The sequence below is a fragment of the Pontiella sulfatireligans genome (genome assembly GCF_900890705.1).
GTDB lineage: Bacteria > Verrucomicrobiota > Kiritimatiellia > Kiritimatiellales > Pontiellaceae > Pontiella > Pontiella sulfatireligans.
This window is the reverse complement of record NZ_CAAHFH010000001.1, coordinates 3,420,737-3,443,585: the sequence shown is the minus strand read 5'-3', so window position 1 is coordinate 3,443,585 and position 22,849 is coordinate 3,420,737. Positions and strand designations below refer to the sequence as shown.

At 50.9% G+C, this 22,849-nt stretch carries 16 protein-coding genes and 1 pseudogene; 15 read left to right on the top strand and 2 right to left on the bottom strand.

Going from position 1 to position 22,849, the window contains the following annotated elements; all coding sequences use genetic code 11:
- Positions 1 to 6 precede the first annotated feature (6 nt).
- The 5 genes and pseudogenes from SCARR_RS12125 to SCARR_RS28860 all read left to right on the top strand — a co-directional run.
- Positions 7 to 1,131, top strand: a complete 1,125-nt coding sequence (locus tag SCARR_RS12125) for a glycoside hydrolase family protein (protein ID WP_136061836.1) — start codon at positions 7 to 9, stop codon at positions 1,129 to 1,131.
- Positions 1,128 to 2,765, top strand: a complete 1,638-nt coding sequence (locus SCARR_RS12120) for a sulfatase family protein (protein WP_136061835.1) — start codon at positions 1,128 to 1,130, stop codon at positions 2,763 to 2,765. The genes SCARR_RS12125 and SCARR_RS12120 overlap by 4 nt, the downstream gene beginning before the upstream one ends.
- The gene (locus tag SCARR_RS12115) at positions 2,765 to 4,243 is read left to right on the top strand and encodes a sulfatase family protein (protein WP_136061834.1); all 1,479 of its coding nucleotides are present in this window, start codon (positions 2,765 to 2,767) and stop codon (positions 4,241 to 4,243) included. Before SCARR_RS12120 ends, SCARR_RS12115 begins: the two co-directional genes overlap by 1 nt.
- 93 nt (positions 4,244 to 4,336) lie before the next feature.
- On the top strand, positions 4,337 to 6,844 hold the full coding sequence (locus SCARR_RS12110; RefSeq protein ID WP_136061833.1) for a glycoside hydrolase family 2 TIM barrel-domain containing protein: 2,508 nt from the start codon (positions 4,337 to 4,339) through the stop codon (positions 6,842 to 6,844).
- Positions 6,845 to 6,942: 98 nt separating this feature from the next.
- A pseudogene (locus SCARR_RS28860) lies at positions 6,943 to 7,086 on the top strand (transposase); the annotation flags it as partial.
- A gap of 121 nt (positions 7,087 to 7,207) precedes the next feature.
- On the opposite strand, the gene SCARR_RS12100 reads toward SCARR_RS28860, so the two are convergent.
- Entirely contained in the window at positions 7,208 to 8,359 is a 1,152-nt protein-coding gene (locus SCARR_RS12100; RefSeq protein WP_136061831.1) for an AraC family transcriptional regulator, read from the bottom strand.
- A 127-nt stretch (positions 8,360 to 8,486) separates the two neighbouring features.
- Here SCARR_RS12100 and SCARR_RS12095 point away from each other — a divergent pair, with 127 nt between their 5' ends.
- From SCARR_RS12095 to SCARR_RS12065, 7 genes are all read left to right on the top strand, one after another.
- On the top strand, positions 8,487 to 9,245 hold the full coding sequence (locus tag SCARR_RS12095; protein ID WP_136061830.1) for an SDR family NAD(P)-dependent oxidoreductase: 759 nt from the start codon (positions 8,487 to 8,489) through the stop codon (positions 9,243 to 9,245).
- Positions 9,246 to 9,256: 11 nt separating this feature from the next.
- The gene (locus tag SCARR_RS12090; RefSeq protein WP_136061829.1) at positions 9,257 to 10,333 is read left to right on the top strand and encodes a mannonate dehydratase; all 1,077 of its coding nucleotides are present in this window, start codon (positions 9,257 to 9,259) and stop codon (positions 10,331 to 10,333) included.
- Between the two features lie 5 nt (positions 10,334 to 10,338).
- Positions 10,339 to 11,730 (top strand): glucuronate isomerase, encoded by a 1,392-nt coding sequence (gene uxaC / locus SCARR_RS12085; RefSeq protein WP_136061828.1) that lies wholly within the window; start codon positions 10,339 to 10,341, stop codon positions 11,728 to 11,730.
- Between the two features lie 18 nt (positions 11,731 to 11,748).
- Positions 11,749 to 12,432, top strand: coding sequence for an RraA family protein (locus tag SCARR_RS12080; protein ID WP_136061827.1), 684 nt, complete (start codon positions 11,749 to 11,751; stop codon positions 12,430 to 12,432).
- A 41-nt stretch (positions 12,433 to 12,473) separates the two neighbouring features.
- Positions 12,474 to 13,697 (top strand): Nramp family divalent metal transporter, encoded by a 1,224-nt coding sequence (locus SCARR_RS12075; protein ID WP_168433264.1) that lies wholly within the window; start codon positions 12,474 to 12,476, stop codon positions 13,695 to 13,697.
- Positions 13,698 to 13,739: 42 nt separating this feature from the next.
- The gene (locus SCARR_RS12070) at positions 13,740 to 15,842 is read left to right on the top strand and encodes a glycosyl hydrolase 115 family protein (protein ID WP_136061825.1); all 2,103 of its coding nucleotides are present in this window, start codon (positions 13,740 to 13,742) and stop codon (positions 15,840 to 15,842) included.
- 358 nt (positions 15,843 to 16,200) lie between these two features.
- Positions 16,201 to 17,679, top strand: a complete 1,479-nt coding sequence (locus SCARR_RS12065) for a sulfatase family protein (protein ID WP_136061824.1) — start codon at positions 16,201 to 16,203, stop codon at positions 17,677 to 17,679.
- An 89-nt stretch (positions 17,680 to 17,768) separates the two neighbouring features.
- On the opposite strand, the gene SCARR_RS12060 is transcribed toward SCARR_RS12065, so the two are convergent.
- Entirely contained in the window at positions 17,769 to 18,650 is an 882-nt protein-coding gene (locus SCARR_RS12060; RefSeq protein ID WP_136061823.1) for a helix-turn-helix domain-containing protein, read from the bottom strand.
- Positions 18,651 to 18,755: 105 nt separating this feature from the next.
- On the opposite strand from SCARR_RS12060, the gene SCARR_RS12055 reads away from it, so the two are divergent.
- From SCARR_RS12055 to SCARR_RS12045, 3 genes are all read left to right on the top strand, one after another.
- Positions 18,756 to 20,009: a uroporphyrinogen decarboxylase family protein gene (locus SCARR_RS12055; RefSeq protein WP_136061822.1), complete on the top strand. Its 1,254-nt coding sequence runs from the start codon at positions 18,756 to 18,758 to the stop codon at positions 20,007 to 20,009.
- A 31-nt stretch (positions 20,010 to 20,040) separates the two neighbouring features.
- On the top strand, positions 20,041 to 21,471 hold the full coding sequence (locus SCARR_RS12050; protein ID WP_136061821.1) for a sulfatase-like hydrolase/transferase: 1,431 nt from the start codon (positions 20,041 to 20,043) through the stop codon (positions 21,469 to 21,471).
- A gap of 86 nt (positions 21,472 to 21,557) precedes the next feature.
- Positions 21,558 to 22,847 (top strand): DUF4185 domain-containing protein, encoded by a 1,290-nt coding sequence (locus SCARR_RS12045; protein WP_168433263.1) that lies wholly within the window; start codon positions 21,558 to 21,560, stop codon positions 22,845 to 22,847.
- Positions 22,848 to 22,849: the final 2 nt, after the last annotated feature.

Sequence of the window (22,849 nt, the reverse complement as noted above, 5' to 3'; positions counted from 1 at the left end):
ACCTATATGAAAATCAAAACACTTTCCACTTTGCTCGTGCTCATGTCCCTGAATGGGGTCGCTCACGCCGAAAAACAAATGATCGACTATTTTCTGCCCATGGAGCCGCAGGGGCCTTTGGTATCGGAAGGCATCTGGGGTGAAACGAATGCGTTGCCACGCGATATTCAAAACGGGATCGAAGATCCCACGCTGAAAACATGGTGCTACTGGGACGGGGCGATTGTGAAAGCCGATGACGATCGCTACCACATGTATGCCTGTTGCTGGGCTCAGACGAATTCGCACAATGCGGGTTGGCGAGTCGCGTCGAAGGCGATGCATGCGGTTTCCGATAATCCGATCGGCCCCTACAAGCATATCGGGTTAACCTGGCCGCATTGGAAGGAAGGTGCCGGGGGCAACGTGATTGGCTTGCGGATGCACGATGGCCGTTATGCCATGGTGACCAGCGAGATTACCGACGGCGAAGTTTTTGTTTCGGATTCTCCGGACGGCCCGTTTGAGCATCTGGGAACCATTCAGGTGGATTATAACGGATTTAAAGAGGGGCTGGGCCGCTATTACAAAGAACCGCGTCACATGTCCAATGTTCAAATTCTTCTCCGCCCCGACGGTCGCTACATGCTCGTGCCGCGCTCTGCGTCCATTCTGATCAGCGAAGACGGCATTCTCGGCCCGTATAAAATCGTTACGGAACGCATCTACAAAGGAATGCCCGAAATTCCGCAGAAACGAATGGAAGATCCCTCGGTTTGGTATAGCGGCGGTATGTATCATATGACCGTTAACTACCATATCGATAATGTCACGTATCACTTCAGTTCAGAGGATGGCATTCACGACTGGAAATATCGGGGCATTGCATTTCGTAACGACGGCGATTTTTTCAAGTATACCGATGGTACCGTGAACCATTGGCCCATCGTGCAACGGATGACGGTATTTGTGGAGGACGGGCATCCGACTCATTTCCTCTTTTCAGTCATTGACTCCAGAAAAGGCGAAGATGGTCCGAATGATAAAAACGGAAGTAAGATTGTCATGATGCCGTTCGATGGCGAAGCCTTTGATCGTGATATGCAGAACATAGTGGCCGCAGAGAAGGCTGCAGAAAAAGGAAACAAATGAAGCCATCGAAAATTGGATTAACTTTTCTTTTTATGGTCGGTTTGGCTAGTGCCGCTGAGAAACCGAATGTTCTGTTCATCATGTCGGATGACCATACCTCGCAGGCCATCGGGGCCTACGGCGGACGATTGGCATCGCTGAATCCCACCCCGACGATCGACTCGATCGCCGCCGAGGGCATGGTGATGGAAAATGCCTTTTGCCAAAACGCGATCTGTACGCCGAGCCGCGCTTGTATTATGACCGGCCAGAGCAATGCGGTGAATGGATGCCCGACCTTGGGACAGGGGCTACCCAAAGAGCGCCAATATCTCGCCCTCGAAATGAGGAAGGCGGGCTACCAAACGGGTGTCATCGGCAAGTGGCATCTGCACGCACTTCCAGAGGCGTTCGATTATTACAAGGTCCTTCCCAAGCAGGGGACCTATTTTGATCCTGTCTTTTATGAAACTGGGGCGACTGGTATCAATCAATTCAGGGGGCAAACATGCAACGGAACCGTTCAAATGAAAGGCCACTCCTCCGATTGTATCGCCGACTCGGCTCTGGAGTGGTTTGAAACCAAACGCGACCCGAGTAAGCCTTTTTTCTTCTGTCTCCAGTTTAAAGCGCCGCACGATATGTTCGAATATGCCCCTCGTTACGAGGATTATCTGGCCGACGTCATCATTCCCGAACCCGCTAACATGCGTGACCGAAAAAACAACGGATCGATTGCCACACGCGGCGCCAACGGAGAACTCATCCCGTACATCGGAACATCGATCGGCCGTCGCAACCTTCGCCGTAATTACACCAAAACGGGGGCGTGGGCCAAAACGTTGGATCGGTCTAAGTCGGATGATGAAATCATCGGCGACGCCTATCAGGGTTACCTGAAAGCCTATTTGCGCTGTGTGAAAGGCGTGGACGACAATCTGAAACGCGTTATCGATTACCTGAAGGCGGAAGGTCTCTACGACAATACCGTGATCATGTACACCGGCGACCAAGGGTTTTATCTCGGTGAGCACGATTTTATGGATAAACGCTGGGCCTATGAAGAATCCATGCGTATGCCGTTTATTGTTCGCTATCCGAAAACGGTACAGGTCGGTCGTTCCGACGCGATGGTCGAAAATATCGATTACGGCCCAACGATGCTCGACTTCGCCGGTGTCAAAACTCCGGACTACATGCACGGACAAAGCTTTAAGAACGTTCTTGAAACCGGAAAGGAATCCACGGATTCAAAACAGGCGGCCTATTATCACTACTGGATGCATATGGCATCCCACGATAATCCCGGACATATAGCGATCCGCACCAAGCGGTACAAGCTGATCCTGTTCTACGGTGCGCCGCTAAAATCGGATCAAGCGGAAACTCCGCCCGGTTGGGAACTGTATGACCTGAAGAACGACCCGACTGAAGACAACAATGTGTACGATAATCCGGAGTACGCCGGCGTGATTGAAAAGCTGAAAAAACAGCTAAAGGAACGTCGCACGGAATTGGGCGAGGACGATCCGAAGTTCGCGTTTAACAAAGTGATCGACGAGTTCTGGGACTATGATGCGGCCGACCGTGCCCGCGCCATCGAAATCTCGCATCAATACCTGGAGTCGAAAACAGTCAAGCAGGAGAAGAATTGATGATTCGTAACCGTATAAAAGGACAAGTTTTTCGGGGCCTATTCGTCATGGGAGCCGTGTTTTTTACGTTATTACAAGCGTATGCTGAAACGAGTGAGCCCGCTCCTCCGAATATCGTACTTATTATTGGTGATGATATTTCGGATACCGATTTCGGATGCTACGGGCACCCAACGATCAAAACCCCTAACATCGATCTGCTCGCCGCCAACGGCTTGCGTTTTTCTAATGCATATCTAACTATAAGCCAGTGTAGCCCGACACGCTGCAGTATTATCACCGGCCGATACCCGCATAATACCGGGGCTCCGGAACTGCATATGGCGTTGCCTAAAGGGCAGGTTATGTTTCCCGCACTCCTCAATCAGGCTGGATACTACACGGCCGCAGCAGGAAAATGGCATATGGGAAACTATGCAAAGAAGGCTTTCGACAAGGTTGTAGACAGCCGGCCTGGAGGGGGAGAACGTTGGGTTCAATGCCTTCAGGAACGCCCCAAAGATAAACCCTTCTTGATGTGGTTTGCCTCTCATGATGCACATCGATCCTGGCAAGAGGACAAAGAAGCTGTACCCCATGCACCGGAAGATGCAGTCATTCCGCCATACTCGATTGATACGCAGGAAGCCCGCGTGGATCTGGCAAAATACTATGACGAAGTCCAACGCCTTGACCGGTATACAGGTATGGTGGTCGACGAACTGAAAAAACAAGGTGTACTTGAAAATACGATCATCATCTTCATGGCCGATAACGGGCGCCCTTTCCCGCGTTGCAAAACGCGCCTCTACGACAGCGGAATCAAAACGCCTTTTATCGTCCATTGGCCGGCCGGATTAAAACAACGCGGCGAAGTGTGCGATTCTCTAATCAGTGCCATTGACATTGCCCCGACCCTCCTGGAGTTGTCGGATTTAAAATCACCTCCGAGCGTTCAAGGCACCAGCATACTGCCGTTGCTGGATGACCCCGAAAAAACAGTCCGGGAGTATGTTTTTGCTGAGCACAACTGGCATGTGCAGATTGCTCATGAGCGCATGGTTCGTCATGGCAATTATGTCTACATCCGCAACGCCCATCCTCAACTCCCTCAAATCTGCGGTCTGGAAGACCAATGTCCACAGAAAGAGTTGAGAGCATTAGCGAAAGAGGGGAAACTGACTCCCGCCCAAATGGATCCGTTGCTTGAACCCCGGCCTGCGGAAGAACTCTTTGATGTAAGCAATGATCCCCACCAGATAAAGGACCTGGCCCGGAATCCAGAGTATGCTCAGGTGCTGGAAAACATGCGAACGCTGATGGATGAATGGCAAGCCTCTACAGGGGACACAACGCCTCCGCTGGATAAAGCAACACCTGACCGGAATGATCGAAGAACGGGTAAACTAATTCACGAAAAAGAAAACCGTCCAAAGGACGGCATCGTACCCGGTCAATCAAAAGAGGCGCAAAAAATAAATAATCCAGGCCCGCGATGACCGCGCGCGCCATCGAGATCTCGCAAAGATTGCCAGAGAATATCAGGAGCGGGTCTCAGTAACCATGCCGATGAAATTAAACGGAAAAAGACAATGAAAACAAAGATAATGATACCCCTGCTGGCGGGAATCATGACTGCCGGTATTGTGGCGACTGAAGCGAACGAAATTCAAACGAAAGTCCGTAAACAGGAAAAATTTAATGCGAACTGGAAATTCAGTCTGTCCGACAATCCCGAATATCGCGAACCCGGCTTCACTGATTCCACCTGGCGCACGCTGAATGTGCCGCACGATTGGAGTATTGAAGGCGAATATCAGCCGAATAAATACATGGGAATGCGCGGCGGGTTTTTCCCCGAAGGAATCGGCTGGTACCGCAAGTGCTTTACGGTTGATCCGAGCAAGAAAAACAAACAGTTCACCATTCAGTTCGACGGCGTATTCCGAAATTCCGAAGTGTATGTGAACGGTCGTTTCATGGGGCGTCGCCCGTACGGCTATGCGACGTTTCAGTACGACATCACCTCCGCGCTGAAGTTCGGGGAGGACAATGTGATTGCCGTGCGAGTGGATAATTCCGTTCCGGCCGGATCGCGTTGGTATTCGGGCTCCGGCATCTATCGGAACGTACACCTGATCGAAACCGGCTACGTGCATTTTCGAAACCGTGATGGCGTGTACATCACTACACCGGTGGTGGAGAAAGACGAAGCGGTCGTGAATGCGGGCTATAAAATAGTCGGTAGCTTTTTCTCTGACGAGGAAATCAAGCTCTACAAAAAGAACAAATGGCTCCGTCTTGAAAGTTGCTGGGAAAACACTCCTAAAGCACACGCCTGCACGATCCGCTCTATTGTTTACGATGCGGAAGGGAAGGAAGTTGCCCGCAGTGAGAAGACCGCTGATATCTACAACTACGACAAAAACTTCTCTATCGATTGTAACGTGGGTATCAAAGAACCGAACCGCTGGTCCGCTGACACTCCGTATCTCTACACCCTGAAAAGCGAAATCGAATTCGAAGGCCGCATTCTCGATGATCAGGTGACAACCTTCGGTGTCCGTAAACTTGAATATATTCAAGGAAAAGGCCTATTTGTGAACGGTCAAGAAACAATTTTGAAAGGCGTCTGTTTGCATCATGATGGGGGGAGTGTCGGGGCGGCGGTTCCTGAAAAGTTACTGCGGTATCGTCTGCAGAAGCTGAAAGATATCGGCTGCAATGCCATCCGTACCTCCCACAATCCATTTGCACCGGAATTTTATGCCCTGTGTGATGAAATGGGATTTTATGTCAAGGATGAGGTTATCGACGAGTGGACCAGCGCCTGGGGATATAACTTCACCGAAAAAAATACCTCCAAGGCGGGCTATGGCTACGCAATGGATTTCAACCAGTGGCACGAAACGGATCTGGCGGAAACCATCCAACGCGATCGAAATCACCCTTCGGTAATTATGTACGGCATTGGAAACGAGATCCCTGATTTTCGTTCAGAGGTTGCCGCTGCGCAAGCCAATTGCCGCAAACTATTGGCGATCTGCCAACGGGAGGACAACACCCGTCCGGTATGTCTCGGCAACAATGGCGCGACCGCCGGTAATCTGCCGGACTTTGAAGTCCTGGGTTACAACTATGTTCGCGAGGATTATGGGCATAAACTCCCCGCAGATGAGTGCTACGAACTCGAGCATAAGAAATATCCAAATCAACTGATGCTTAGTAGCGAAACCTCCCGCAATGAAGTCAGTTATTATACGAGCAGCCGCGATTTACCCTATGTTATCGGCCAGTTTATCTGGACCGGTATTCAGTATTTAGGCGAAGTGAAAGCACCAAAGAGCGGTCTCCGCGGATGGCTCGCATCGCTACTGGATATGAAATGTAAGCTGCTTCCGGGCGGTGCGTTGTATGATGCCGCTTGGAATGAGGGACAGAAACCGGTCCTGCATATCTCGGCTTCCGAACTTCCGTTCGATACGAGTCGCCGATATGAAATCGTGCCGGTGACCGGGGAGCGGGTCTACAACGATTCGGCTGAGCGCTTTTCCTGGAATTGGAAGAACGACGGCGATAAATACGTCATGGTTTACAGTAACTGCGAAGAAGTTGAGCTGTTGCTCAATGGTAAACCGCTGGGACGTCAGAAAACGGATTTTATGAAATTCCGAACAGAGTGGACGGTGCCGTATGAGAAAGGAACGCTCGAAGCGATTGGCTTCAACAACGGGAAGCCGGTTATGAGCCGTCAACTCGTTACCAGCGGAGCCCCGGTGAAGTTGATGGCCAACCCGGTCTGGCCGATGTTGGAGAAAGACGGGGTGGATGTGAACCTCATCGAAGTATCCATTATGGATGATAAGGGGCATCTGGTAACGGACGCGGAAAACACGATCAAAATCGAGGTTGATGGAGGTGCAGAGTTGCTCGGTATGGATACCGGAAACCTCTTTTACAAAGGACTGTTTCAGGCGGATACCCGCAGCGCGGCCGACGGCACCATTCTGGTGATCATTCGATCGAAAAAGAGCAGTGATCCGGTTCGCATGAAGATTACATCGGCCGGTTTGAAATCAGCCATTCTGGATTTTGATTAATTAAATTCAGGTTGAACCATGAAAGCCACGAAGAAGGATGAAATGGCATATATCGAAAACGTCGGTATCCGGGGTGTTCTGTAAATCCCGACAGTGCGAGCACACGGCTGATGGTGGCGCTTTAATACCTGAAATACACCTTCGACCTGAGCGATGAACGGGTGGTTGACGGCTGGATGGAGAACCCGTATTGGCAGTCGTTCGGCGGCAACCAGTACTTCGAGCACAAGCGCCCGATCGAGCATGACGAACTTCTGCCGGAAACCATTCCTCGTTTGAAATCCAAGAGTCCGGTGGACGAACTGTTTAATTCCATCAAAGGCGGCCCTGCAGTGGGCTCGAACTTTGATTACGAGTGATCTCTTATATCATGTGTTCCTTTATCCGATATTTACGCGGGGTGATTCCCATCTGTTTGTGGAAAATGCGATGGAGATATTCCGGACTATTGAACCCGGAAAATGCAGCGATGTCGGCAATGGATAAAGTTGATTCCCTTAGCAGGCGGCAGGCCTGCTGTATGCGGAGCTGGTTGAGTTTGCCAAGGATGCTCAGATTAAGGTGTTCCCTGAATCGCTGCTCGAGCGGGCGACGGGATAGTTCGCTTATATTGACAATGTCTTGCACGTTAATACTGCGCTTAAAGTTTTCATAGATGAAGTGGAGAGCAGCAACAACATGGGAGTCATTGATGGCAAATACGTCGGTGCTTTGGCGAACGGTTATTCCTTTGTGGGGAATCTCGATAATGCATTTTTCCTGTTGAGCACCATCAATAATACGAGCCAGTTCGGCGGCCGCTCGGCGGCCCAGTTCTTCAAGGTCGTGGTTAATGCTGGAGAGCGGCACGGCAGCGGATGGACAGATGAGCGGATGGTTATCGGTCCCCAGAACCGCCACTTCGTCTGGTACGCGCACTCCGCCGGATATGCAGGCATCAATCAGGTTGACGGCCTGGGTGTCGTTGTATGCATAGACTGCACAAGGAAGCCCTTGCTTTTGAATGGCTTCCAGTATCCATTGCTTTAGCGTGTTCCAGGTCGGCATATGACTGGGGAATGCGTTTTCGGTTATTAAAGGGGTGCAGTCGAACCCATTGTTCTGCAATTTGCTCATGAATCCACTCAGGCGAAGTTGGGCGGTGGCATGGTTGGTTTCAGAATACCACAGATAGTTTCTGAAGCCACGATCCATGAAATGGTGAGCCGCCTCGTGGCCCATGTCTATATTGTTCCCGGTAAGATGGGGCATCTTCAGGTGCTGCCGGATAATGGAGAGGTCAACGGTCGGCTTCTTTTGCCGGATGATGGCTTCACTGAGTGAGTCATCCTTAGCAAGAACGGCAATGATGCCATCACAATCGCGCTGCTGTATCAGTTTAGGGTCGCTGCCGAAGAGATTGGTGAGATGCCAATTATTTTTGCCCGCATATTCTGCAACTCCACGATGAACGCGGTCAATATACCAAGAGCCCATAGCGAGGAGAATGCGCTTTTGCTGTTTCAATTGAGTCATAAATACTATCCAAAAGGTCAGGGGCGCAAATGTACATATATTTATTCATAAAATTGCATGATATGGTTTGTCGAGTTCTATGTAAACCTGATTGCTCTTGAACGATAAAGACAAGGACTTTTGACGTATGGAGCATGTATATTCATTGCAGGGGAAAGTGGCGCTGATCACCGGCGCGGCACGTGGCATCGGATTCGGTATCGCACAGGAAATGATCAGGATGGGAGCAAGGGTGGTGATCACGGACCTGGCTGAAGAATCGTTGGCTAAAGCGAGGGCGGAACTGGGCGAGTCATGCTTTACTTATGTCAATAATGTGACGAAGAAAGAAAAGCATGCAGATTTGGTTGCTCGGGTTGAACAGGAGGTCGGACCGATTAATATTCTGGTTAACAATGCTGGCCGCCATGGCAAGAAGCCTTCTTTGGAATGTTCCGATGATGAATTTGAAGCAATCCTGGACACGAACCTGCACAGCATCTTTTCTCTGATTAAAGCCGTGTTGCCCGGCATGATGGAGCGCGGTAATGGTTCGATCATTAATATCAGTTCCATGTCGGCTATTTTCGGCCTGCCGCAGGTGAGTGCATACAGCAGTTCTAAGACGGCATTGTTGGGGTTAACACGGACATTGACGGCTGAATATTCAGGAAGCGGTGTGCGTTTTAACTGCATTGCTCCCGGATTTATTGAATCCAAGATGTTCCGCGTCATCATGACTGCTGATCCGGTGCGTGAGCAGAAAATTCTGGATCGGACGCCGATGAAACGGGTGGGTACGGTTCAGGAAATTGGGTATGCCGCGGTGTTTTTGGCCTCGGATGCCGCTGAATTTATTACGGGAGTATGCCTGCCGGTTGACGGTGGTGCAGCGATTGGCTTCTAAGGAATGATGGTATGAAAATAGGATTTGGTTTTTACAAACACATGCTCAACCGAGAGCAGTATGATTTTGCGGTACAGTGTGGTGCGACTCATGCCGTTGTTCATCTGGTGGACTATTTTTATCAAGGCGATCAGGGCGATGGAAATAATCAACCAATCGGCAATGTAGAGCTCGGCTGGGGCTATGCCGGCGGCACTCCTCAAGCGGATTGGTCGGTTGAAAGCCTGAAGGCGCTGAAGGCGGAACTGAATGATGCGGGGCTGGAGTTTGAGGCGATCGAAAATTTTGATCCGGCGGATTGGCATGACATTCTTCTCGATGGGCCGAAAAAAGAGACGCAACTAAAACGCGTGAAGCAGATTATCCGCAACGTGGGCGAAGCGGGCATTCCGGTATTCGGCTATAACTTCAGCCTGGCCGGAGTGAGCGGTCGGCATACATTTGAAAATGGGCGTGGCGGTGCGGAAACTGTCGGTATGCGCGGGATTGATGAAGTGAACACGACGCCCGTTCCAAACGGCATGATCTGGAACATGATTTACGACAGCAATGCGCCGGAGGGCATCCAGCCGGAGATTGATCATGACGAACTGTGGAGGCGCCTTGAAGGTTTTTTGAAGGCACTGGTTCCCGTGGCGGAAGAAGCGGGGGTTCGTCTGGCGGCGCATCCGGACGATCCGCCGCTGGACTATGTTCGCGGTCAGCCGCGCCTGGTTTATCAGCCGGATATGTATCAGCGCCTGCTGGATATTGTCCCGAGCCGTAATAATGCATTGGAGTTTTGTCTGGGAACGCTTTCTGAGATGACAGAAGGCGATATCTATGAAGTCTGTGAGCGTTATGTGAAGCAGGATCGCGTGGCCTACATCCATTTCCGGAATGTTCGCGGTAAGGTGCCTAACTATGAGGAAACGTTCATCGACGAAGGGCAGATTGATATGCGCCGTATAGTCAGGGTCTTGAAAGAGAACCACTTTGAGGGCATGTTAATACCCGATCACACACCGCAGATGAGCTGCCCTGGGCCATGGCATGCCGGCATGGCATTCGCGATGGGCTATATGAAAGCGCTTTTGGCGGAGGATTAATAGCGATGACCGCTTTTATTCACAGCGATTTTCTATTGGAGAGCGATGAAGCTTCGCAGCTGTATCATGGGTATGCAGCCGAATTTCCGATAATCGATTTTCATTGTCATTTGCCGCCTGCGGCCGTGGCGCAGAATAAGGCGTGGGATAATATCAGCCAGGTCTGGCTAGACGGCGATCATTATAAATGGCGGGCGATGCGCTCAAACGGCATCGACGAACATTTCTGTACGGGCGCGGCATCGGATCGCGAAAAGTTTGATGCGTTTGCCTCAATCATGCCGTATTTGCTACGCAACCCGCTATATCATTGGTCGCATCTGGAACTGGCGCGTTATTTTGATGTTGATGACTTGCTGCTTTCTCCGGAAACGGCGGACGAGGTCTGGGAGCGAACTTCCGCTGTTTTTAGCCGGGGTCTTACCGTTCAGCACCTGATGCATAGGAGCAAGGTCGAGTTGGTCTGTACCACCGATGATCCGGCTGATTCGCTGGAACACCATCGGGCGGTGGCGGACAATCCGGAGTTGAAAGTGACGATGCTGCCGACGTGGCGCCCGGACCAGAGCATGGCGGTGGAAAACCCGGAGGTTTATAATACCTATCTCGACAGGCTGGCCGGGACTGCGGAATGCACAATTGAAGATTATGACAATTTGATCAGTGCGCTGCGTAAGCGGCATGATGTTTTCCATGCGGCGGGGTGTCGCCTGTCTGATCGAGGGCTGGATGTGTTTACGTTCAGCAACGGGGCAGAACGTAAAGCACGTGAGATTTTTATGCGGGTACGCCAGGGAGAGTTGCTGTCGGATGAGGAACGCTGTTTATTCCGCAGTGCGATGCTGCTTGAGCTGGGGCGCATGGATGCGGAAAAGGGCTGGACGATGCAGCTACATATTGGTGCGTTGCGTTTCAACAACAGCCGCATGCAGGGGGTATTGGGATACGACTCCATTGATGATCGTACGTATGCCGCCCCGTTGGCCCAATACTTGGATGCACTGGATCAGGACGATCAGCTTCCGAAGACCATTCTCTATAACCTCAATCCGCGCGACAACGAAATGATTGCGACCATGATTGGAAATTTTCAGGACGGAAAAACCGCCGGAAAAATCCAGTTCGGCAGTGGTTGGTGGTTTCTGGATCAGAAGGACGGTATGGAGCGCCAAATGGAGGCGTTGTCGAATATGGGGCTGTTGCGACGGTTTGTCGGGATGGTGACGGACAGCCGTTCCTTCCTGTCGTATACCCGGCATGAATATTTTCGTCGTGTGCTGTGTAATCTGCTCGGCAACGACATGAAACGCGGGGTATTGCCACGCGATGTTGAACTGGTCGGGGCGATGGTGCAGGACGTCTGCTACCGTAATGCTTCAACCTATTTTGGTTTTTAAGAGATAAAGGATTTAAAGATGAAATTTGTAACAGATAAAGAAATGCTGGATACAATTCGGGAGGAGCTGTATACCTGCGTGGTGGGCGATGTGATGGATACCATGGGATATACGCACCAGTATCTGCCGCCGCAGCTCCGCCCGGTAACGGAGGGCATGTGTGTCGCAGGACGGGCAAAGACCGTGCTGGAAGCTGACTGTCATGGCCGTCGGGTTTATTCTGAAGATCGGGATCATGCGTTCGGGATCATGTTTGAAGCACTGGACAGTATTAAAGAAAACGAAGTGTATGTCTGCACAGGTTCTTCGTCGAATTATGCCTGTTGGGGCGAGCTGATGAGCACGGCTGCGATGCATCGAGGAGCGGTCGGTGCTGTTGTGGAAGGGTATTCCCGCGACACCAATGGTATTCGTTCGCTGAACTTTCCGACGTTTTCAAAGGGGTTCTACGGTCAGGATCAGGGCATGCGCGGTCGTGTGATTGATTATGACTGCCCGATTGAGTTCAGCAACAAGGTCTTGGTGAATCCGGGCGATATTGTGTTTGGTGATATCGATGGCGTAGTAATTATTCCGAAAAAGATTGAGGCAGAAGTGATCGAAGCCGCTTTGGAAAAAGTCCACGGTGAAAATATGGTACGCAAACTGATCCAGGATGGTATGCCGGCGCGTAAGGTGTGGGATGAATACGGCATCATGTAAGGAACGGTATGAAGAATAAATTATCCATACTGCTTTCGACTTTGTTGCCCGGCATCTTTCTGATCGGGTACAACATCGGCACCGGCAGCCTGACTGCGATGAGTAAGGCGGGAGCCAACTTTGGCTGCGACCTGCTTTGGGCGGTATTGCTAAGTTGTGTGATTACCTGGTATCTGATCAACTTTTTCAGCCGTTTCACCATGGCCTCCGGCTTGACGGCGATGGAGGCGTACAGGAAGCATCTTCATCCGGCATATGCATGGGTGCTGTGGAGCGGGTTGGCGACGATTATTCTGTCTGCTTTGATGGCCATGTTGGGCCTGCTTACGGATGTGGTGCTGGTGTGGTTCAAAGAGGTCTGGTCGGTGGATGCGAACCGGATTTTGACCGGGATTGTACTGGCGCTATTAGTCTATGGCCTGATCCTTTTTGGGAATACAAAGCGCTTCGAAGCCATGTTGGGTGTGATGGTTGCGCTCATGGGTGTGGCTTTCATTGGTTCGGCGATCTGGTTCTTTCCGGATGCGAAAACGGTGTTGGAAGGATTCATTCCTAAACTGCCTGCGGTGTCCGAGGGCAGTGATAACAGCTCGATGGTGATTCTGGCAGGAATGGTTGGCACGACGGTTTCGGTGTTTGCATTTTTGATCCGCAGCGGACAGGTAAAGGATCACGGCTGGACGATGGCCGATTGGAAGATGCAGAAGCGTGATGCGTTGGTCAGTGCGACAATGATGTTTGTTTTGAGCGCGGCGGTCATGATTACGGCTACCGCGACGTTACATGCAGACGGGCACAAGATGAATCATATCAAAGAGATGATCCCGATGCTGAAACCGATTTTCGGCCAGGCCGCTTTAGTCGTTTTTGTAATCGGGATTATGGCAGCCGGGATCTCTTCTCATCTGCCGAATATGATGGTGATTCCGTGGCTTAGCGATGACTTGGCGGGGCGCAAACGGAATACTCAAACGACCGCCAAGCGTATCGTACTGGGCGGCTTGACAGTGATCAGTATTCTGGGTGTCTTTATGGCGCGACCGGTTTTCCTGTTGCTGCTTTCCCAGGCGGGAATTTCATTGGTGATGCCAATGGCGTTGCTGGGACTGATGTATTTGTCATCCAAAAAAGAACTCCTCGGGGAGTATACACCGAAAAAGGTTGAATGGGTGGTGCTGGCGCTGATCGCCTGTTTTTCGCTCTTTATGAGTTTTCAGGCGCTGATGGGGCTTTTTTCTGACCTTTCTTCAATTTTAACAACATAGAACCGTTTGCCTTATAAGGCATCAAAATCAGGAGACAACGAAATGAAAAGAATACGTTTCTTACACATGATACTGGCGCTGTTCGTCGGAGCTTCGGCGGCTATTGCACAGAGCGCAACGATCAATTCGCTCGTACTGACAGCCGATACCCCCTGGGTTGTTCACGACTCCCGGCCCAAATCCATTGAAGCTGCTCTCGATGATATTCAGAACGACTGGTATAAGGTCTTTGGTCGCCCCCCAAACATTCTGAACAGTCTGCCCGAAGAGTATAAGGGGCCGGCGATTTATTTCGGCAACTTTCCTGATTCGGTCATCAGCAACGTTGATCGTTCCGCTTTGACGGGCGATGAAAGCTTTTTGGTTCGCCGCCATATCGACGACAAGGGACGTGACGGCATCGTTGCTACCGCGAATGATGATCGCGGTATCATTTACGCAATGTATACCTTCGCGGAGAAAGTTCTCGGCGTTGATCCCTGGTATTACTGGACGGATCATGAGCCGGAACGCCGTAGTTCGATCAGCGTTCCGAATGCGTTCGACGTCTCCTCCGGCCCCCCGACATTCACCTACCGGGGCTGGTTTATCAATGATGAGGATTTACTCAATCTCTTCGCTCGCGATCCGGTTCAGGAAAACGTGTTCTCTCTGGAAATGTTTGACCGGGTTTACGAAACCATCCTGCGTCTCAAAGGTAACATGGTCGTGCCTGCGACCTTCCCGTTCCCGGATGAGCGTTGCTATGAGCTGGCAGCTCGTCGCGGTCTGGTACTTAACATGCATCACATTCTGGTGCTCGGCCTGAATACGTATCGGTGGCCAAGTCAGGATGCTGTTTTTTCCTACATCCAAAACAAGGAGTTGATGGAGCAACACTGGCAGACCTGTATTGATGCCTTTAAGGACTACGAGGTGATCTGGACCGTCGGATATCGCGGGATGCACGACCGGGCTTTCTGGAATTGGGAAACGGGAGTTGATACCGATGAAAAACGGGCAGCGGTAATCAATGGCGCCATTGCGCGGCAGGTTGAGATGGTTCGCGCAAAGCATCCGGACGCAAAGTTTATCGCCAACATGTGGTCTGAAGGCGCCAAGCTCTATCACGATGGCTATATTAAACTGCCCGAAGGCGTCACCTTGGTGTGGCCGGATAACGGGGTCGGCAAGATTAGAGATAGAGGTACTGTACAGGCAGGGCAAGGCATCTATTACCATACGGCGATGATGAACCGTCGGGCCAACCAGCTTACCGAGTTAATCAACCCGGCCCTGATCTATTCTGAGCTTGGCCGCTTTGTGAAAGCCGGCGCGACCAGCTTTCTGCTCAATAATGTCAGTGATATCAGGCCTGTGCCGCTTTCAACAGATGCCTTTATGAAGATGGGGTGGAATGCTGAATCCTATATCGATGACACACCGAAAGTGAACGAAAAGGAATTCATGCTAGACTGGTGCCAGCGTCAGTATGGTGAAGAACTCGCACCCGAGCTCGCGGAACTCTATCATCGATACTTCTATATTCCGTTTACACAAAGTAATCCGGGGTATAAGCACGGAAAGAGTGTCCTTCATTTACGTATTCGTGAAATGGATGACGTCTTTGCCGGGCTGGTCCTCGATGATAAGCCTGTCCCTGAAGAATTGGTCAAAATGGCACATGTCAATTATAACTATGGCGCGAAAAGTGTGCCCTACGTAGAGAGTCTGCTGAAGGATGTGGAGGCCATGGTTTCGCGTATTCCGGAAAACCGCCGGGATTTCTTCCGTGGGCATCTGCTGACCCAAACCAAACTCCATTTATATTCCCTGTATGCTGAGCAAAACTACAGCCAGGCGGTTCTGAAATATGCTGAAGAGGACAAGGCAACTTCCATTCAGCATGTGGAAGCCAGCATCCAAGCCTATGAAGATCTATTCTCTACTCTGGGGGATGCGGAATACGGTAAGTGGGCCGGATGGTATCGCGGTGAAGCGTTCAATAAAATTTTCCATAACTATGATCGGGTCTGCGTGGTGCATGCACGACTCACGGGGCAGCCGGAACCCTTGATTCGTAACGTGCGCGACTACGAGGAAATCGAACAGTTCCAGGATCGCTTCAGCGAAAACTTTCCGCTGCTTTACCCCAAAGCGAAATAAAACCTAAGTTTTAGTACAGACTGTTGATAAAGCTCCGGAGATTACTCCGGAGATTTATTAGTATCAGCACATGCTGACACGAAAGACATCCTTGGCCGGTGCGGAAATGAAGGTCACTGAAAATTGCTGAGTAATGTCAACAGATTGGAAGGTCGTTGAGGAGAGGTTTTGGAATCCAAATTCGGTTTAGTGCTGATTTTGATTACGAATAGAGCGATGAGAAGGCTGGAAATGGCACGATCCTGTGCGGGCGGGCACCATTCACGGCGCAATTATTTTAGAAGGCGTAACCCAGCATTAAAAAAAGAACTCAACCCGTAGCATTTTGAGAGACGATCTCAGAAAGAAGGAGAATTTTATGATTCGTAACCGTATAAAAGAACAAGTTTTTCGGGGCCTATTCGCCATGGGAACCGCGGTTTTCACCCTATCACAAGCGTATGCCGAAACGAGTGAACCGGCTCCTCCGAATATCATATTTATTATTGGAGATGATATTTCGGCTGCCGATTTCGGATGCTACGGCCACCCAACGATCAAAACCCCCAACATCGATCTGCTCGCCGCCAACGGCTTGCGTTTTTCTAATGCCTACCTGACCATAAGCCAGTGTAGCCCGACACGCTGCAGTATTATCACCGGCCGATACCCGCATAACACCGGAGCTCCGGAACTGCACATGGCGTTGCCTAAAGGGCAGGTTATGTTTCCCGCACTCCTCAATCAGGCTGGATACTACACGGTCGCAGCAGGAAAATGGCATCTGGGCAACTATGCAAAGAAGGCTTTCGACAAGGTGGTGGACAGCCGTCCCGGAGGGGAAGAGCGCTGGGTCCAATGCCTTCAGGAACGACCCAAAGATAAACCCTTCTTTATGTGGTTTGCCTCTCATGATGCCCATCGATCCTGGCAGGAGGACGAAGAGGCAGCACCTCATTCCCCGGAAGATGCAGTCATTCCGCCCTACTTGATTGATACGCAGGAAACCCGTGCGGATCTGGCAAAATACTACGATGAAATCCAGCGCCTTGACCGGTATGCCGGCATGGTGGTCGACGAACTGAAAAAGCAGGGTGTACTTGAAAATACATTCATTATATTCATGGCCGATAACGGCCGCCCCTTTCCGCGCTGTAAAACGCGCCTTTACGACAGCGGAATCAAAACGCCTTTTATCGTCCATTGGCCGGCAGGGTTAAAACAACGCGGCGAAGTGTGCCATTCTCTAATCAGTGCCATTGACATCGCCCCGACGCTCCTCGATTTGTCAAATGTAAAAACACCTCCGAGCTTTCAAGGCATTAGTATACTGCCGTTGCTGCATGACCCCGAAAAATCAATCCGGAAGTATGTTTTTGCTGAGCACAACTGGCATGTACAGATTGCTCATGAGCGTATGGTTCGTCATGGCAATTATGTCTACATCCGCAACGCCCATCCTCAACTCCCTCAAATCTGCGGTCTGGATGACCAATGTCCCCAGAGGGAATTGAGATCATTAGCGAAAGAGGGAAAATTGACTCCCGCTCAAATGGATCCGTTGCTTGAACCCCGGCCTGCGGAAGAACTCTTTGATGTAAGCAATGATCCCCACCAGATAAAGGACCTGGCCCGGAATCCAGAGTATGCTCAGGTGCTGGAAAACATGCGAACGCTGATGGATGAATGGCAAGCCTCTACAGGGGATACAACGCCTCCGCTGGATAAAGCAACACCTGACCGGAATGATCGAAGGACAGGTAAACTCATGTATGAAAACGGAACCCGGCCGCAGGAGGGCATCGTCCCCGGTCAGTCAACAGAGGCGCAGCATATCAATCATTCGGGCCCGCGTTGACCGAGCGCTGTTCGCTGCGAGGGGGACTTCGAAAACCAGGGGGCCGACACCCCGAACTCCAGCATTTCGGCTCCGAACTGACTGTTTGGTTACCAGTGAATCCGGGGCGTGGTATCGACCGGAAGGGGACCCGGTGGCGGCGGAAGGCCTGCGTCGATGTCTGCGCGGACCGCGGAAGGAGAGCGTCCGAATACCTTTGAAAAGCACCGCGAAAAATAGTGTGGATTTTCAAAACCGCAGCGCAGGCCGATCTCTTTAATATTCAGGTTCGAGCGCGCCAGCATGGCGATGGCCAGTTGCAGACGCATCAACGTCCCGGTCTGGGCTGGCGAATAGCCGACGGATGATCTGAAGACGCGGCAGAGGTGTTTCGGAGAGCACTTGGCTGCACGGGAAATATCGGCGAGACTGAAGGTATCGCATGGATTGTCATCAATCTGCTGCCGCATCCATTTTAGAGCCTGTCGTACCGGTTCCGGCCGCGTCTGGGAAAAGTTTCGAATTTCGTTGGTATGTGATTCCAAGCAGGTGTCGATCAGGTTTTGCAACAGCAGGCCGTCGCGGAATTCGGGGGCCTCAGCCGGCCAATTTCGATGCTCGTAGATATGGCCGAGAATATGACGGAATAGGCTAATAATCAGCGGGTCGGGGGTCTTGATAATGTGCGGCCAGCTGGCTGGGGCCGGCCAGTAGGAAGGCATTCGATCCGCGGAAAAGTGAAAAAAAGCATGGCGGGTGGGTTGGACTGTATCCCAAATATACTGTTCTAAGGTGCCCGGAACACTGAGAATAATGGACCCAGCCGGGGCTTGTAGTTTTTTTCCATCGGCGATGTAAGTCACCGTTCCAGAGATGATAAAGACGCATTCGTAGTCGGTTAGACGGCGCGGATTTAAACATTCACCCGGTTGATAAACGACTTCGCCTCCGTAAAGATAATTGAGTTTAAGGAGTTTTTTAGCGTTTTCCATATGCGAATATTGTGTACGGATCTGCTACCCCGGTCAATGTACAGATTGGTTTTTCTATGGTTTCATGATTACTTTTATTGGAATCTGGTATCGGAGATACGGGCAATGACAGGTAAAGAGCGGTTGGCGGCAACCATCAGGCATGAAGAGCCTGATCAGGTATGTGTGGACTTTGGCAGCAATGCAGTAACCGGGATGCATGTGCGCACCGTTCATCTACTGCGGGAACACTATGGCCTTGAAACGCGCCCGGTTAAGGTCTGCGAGCCATATCAAATGCTTGGAGAACTTGAGGACGATCTGCTGGACCAGCTTGGCATTGATACGGAACCGTTTAATGGGCATGGGAACATCTTTGGATTCCGCAATGAAAACTGGCAACCGTGGACCGCTCCATGGGGGCAGGAAATGCTGGTGCCGGCTGATTTTCAAGTTACCAACGACGCTAGCGGCGACACCCTCATCTATCCGCAGGGCGACCGCGCCGCACCGCCAAGCGGCCGGATGCCGACCACTGGACATTTTTTCGATTCCATCATACGCCAACCGGAAATTGATGAAGACAACCTCAATCCGGAGGACAATCTGGAAGAGTTCGAGGTCATGGATGAAGCGGCGGTGGACTGGTACCGTCAAGAAGCGAACCGACTCCGCGGAAGCGCCCGGGGCATCATTGCGGGAACACCGGGAACGGGTCTGGGCGATATTGCCCTCGTGCCGGCCCCGTTCCTGAAACAGCCGAAGGGAATTCGCGATATTCAGGAATGGTATATCTCGACCGCAATTCGCCAAGATTACATTCACACGGTTTTCGACAAACAGTGTAATATCGCCATCGAAAACATGAAGCTGATGAATGACGTCGCCGGCGATGTGATTGATGTCGTCTTCACCTGCGGCACCGATTTCGGAACGCAGACTTCGCAGTTTTGTTCCATCGATACATACGAAGAACTCTGGGCCCCGTATTACAAGCGACTGAACGGCTGGATCCATGAAAATACCCAATGGAAAACCTTCAAACATTGTTGCGGGGCGGTTTATCCCTTGGTTGATCATTTCATTGACTCGGGATTTGATATTCTCAATCCGGTACAGTGCTCAGCAACGGATATGGATCCGCAGCGACTGAAGGATCAATTCGGCGAGCGGATCATATTCTGGGGCGGCGGTGTGGATACGCAAAAAACGCTGCCATTCGGAACTCCGGATGAAGTCTATCGGGAAGTCCGCGAGCGCATCGATATCTTTGCCCCAGGCGGCGGTTTTGTCTTTGACGCCATTCACAACGTGCAGGCCAATACACCGATTGAAAATGTCGTTGCCATGTTTAAGGCGCTGGAAGACGCTCGAAAATAAAAGACCTCTCATGAATTCCACAAAAATAATAATGAAACAGATTTTAAAAATCCTAACAGTAATCCTTTGCTCACTAACCCTTCAGACCGATGCGGCAGAAAAGTCGTCTGCTGTGAGTTCGTCGAAGCCCAATATTGTGTTGCTGTTTTCGGATGATGCTGGCTATGGCGATTTTGGATTTCAGGGCAGCCATCATTTCAAGACGCCGCATCTCGATCAGTTAGCGAAGGATGGTGTTCGGCTCTCTAATTTTTATGTTTCCGGCGCCACTTGCGGTCCGTCAAGAGCCGGACTGCTGTCAGGGAAATATCAGCAGCGCTTCGGGTATGAAGAGATTAATGTAAGTCGCATTATGAGCGAAAACAGCAAGGTTCCTGCTGATGAAATGGGCTTGCCAACGGATTTGAGAACGATGGGTAATTATCTGCAGGAGTTGGGTTACTACACCGCGATTTTTGGAAAGTGGCATCAGGGCGCCGCTGACCGCTATCATCCACTCAAGCGAGGTTTTGACGAATTTTACGGAATGCGCGGCGGATCGCGTAGTTTTTTCGCCTATAAAAATCCGGACCGGGTAGTGGCTGAGGCATTGCTGGAGCGTAATTTCGGTCATTTCCAAGAGCATCGGGGCTATTTGACCGATGTGCTGGCGGATGAGACATGTGACTTCATCGAGCGTAGCGCCCAAGGGAATAAGCCCTTCTTTGCCTTTGTCTCTTTCAATGCGGTTCACACACCGATGCAGCCAGATCCCAAGGATGCCAACGAATTTCCGCAACTCGAAGGCAAACGTCGCAAAGTCGCACAAATGACGCTCTCGATGGATCGAGCATGCGGTCAAATCATCGACAAACTCAAAGCTCTTGGATTGTATGAAAACACCCTCATTGTTTTCTCTAACGACAACGGAGGGCCTATGAATAAAAATGGATCGAGCAACTATCCGCTCAGTGGGGTAAAGGCGACCCAACTCGAGGGCGGAATTCGGGTGCCAGGATTGATTTCCTGGCCCGGCAAGCTACCCGCTGGTTCGGTCTATGATTATCCGCTGATTACGCTCGATTTGATTCCTACTTTTGTGGCGGTCGGCGACGGGGATCCGGCGGCGATCGAGGGGCTCGATGGGGTGAATATGATTCCCTATTTGACGGGGGGCAATTCCGCTCGACCCCATCAAACTCTACACTGGAAAATGGAAACGCGTGCGGCGATTCGCGACGGCGACTGGAAACTGCTGCGCTATCCCGATCGTCCGGCCGAGCTGTTCAATCTATCGGAAGATATTGGCGAACAAAATGATCTGGCAGCCGAAAATCCGGAAATAGTAAAAGAGCTTTTTCGGAAACAATTTGCCTGGGAACTTGAACTCGCGCGGCCTCTGTGGATGTTACGCCGACAGGAAGAAGGTTGGTCCTCCCGCCGCACCGACGAGTTTCGCCATCCGCCTGCGAAAACGTATTAATGGCTGATTGCAATGGAATCTTTTTTATGACCGCAACAAAACAAGGACACAAGGACAGTATGAATTCTAAAATGTGGATAGTATTAATGGCTGCTCTGTTTGCGAGCATTGCGAATGGAGAAGATGAAATCTGGACCTGTCATAACACAGAGCCTTCAGAGACTATTGTTTATGATGCGGAGGGAGCTCTACCCAAAGGCGCTCCCGAACGATCGGATTCATTTTCAGGGGTTTCATTTACCGGAAGGTTTGCCAATTACACCAAGGCGGACACGTGGTATCCGACGTGGGCAGCAGACGGAAATCTTTATTCTCCGTGGACCGACGGTTCTGTTGGGCCCGGTATGAATTTTATCTGGTCGGGCGCGGGTGAAAAAGCGCGTAGTGGTTATGCCACCATTGAAGGGGATGATCCGCTTAATCTGAACATTTCCAACTATGGAATTATGAAAGCATCGGCGGCCCCGTTTCAGGGACGGTATCCGTGTGGTAGTCTCCATTATAATGGAGTTTGGTATTACGGTTCCTATGCCATCGATCAGCCCGACAAGAAATTGAAGAAGAAGTTTGGCTGGTATGTCATGGGTCCATTTGCCGGGTTCCATTGGTCGAAAGACAACGGTAAAACATGGACCCCATCCCCTCGCTCAATAAGTGCCCCCTTATTTGATGAACCGAAACGCGAGTCGCTCGATCTGGAAACCGGCACTCAAGGACCCTTTGTTAAGATGGGCGCACCGCACTTTGTGGATTTCGGGAAAAACATGGAACATTCACCGGATGGCAAAGCCTATCTGGTGGGACATGGTGCGGCAAACGACGATGTGGATCCGCGCGTTGCAAACAATTCATGGGTGACCGGTGATGCGGTCTATATGGCTCGCGTCACCCCAAGTATTGAAAATATGAATGACCGCTCGAAGTATGAATATTTCGCAGGGCACGATGACAAAGGCGCGGCAATTTGGACGAAGGATTATGAGGCGATCAAGCCGGTCTTTTCATGGAATAACCATGCAGGGATTGTAACCGCCACGTATAATCCGGGGCTTAAGAAATATTTCATGTGCATCACGGATGGCCACATTGGTCATACGAGCCGCAAGGAATACACGAGTTATATTTTAGAATCGGACAAACTTACCGGACCTTGGGACATTGTTGCTCATATGCCGAAGTTTGGCCCGCAGGCGTACTTCCTGAATATCCCGTCAAAGTTTATATCCGATGACGGGGCCACGATGTGGCTGTGTTCCTCTGCGAATTATATGGCAGGAAATGAAAAACGTAACGACCCTGAATATGTCAGAAACACCACGCCACCCGGCTGTGCCTATGCACTAAGCCTTCAGGAATTCCAGCTTAACGAGAAATGACC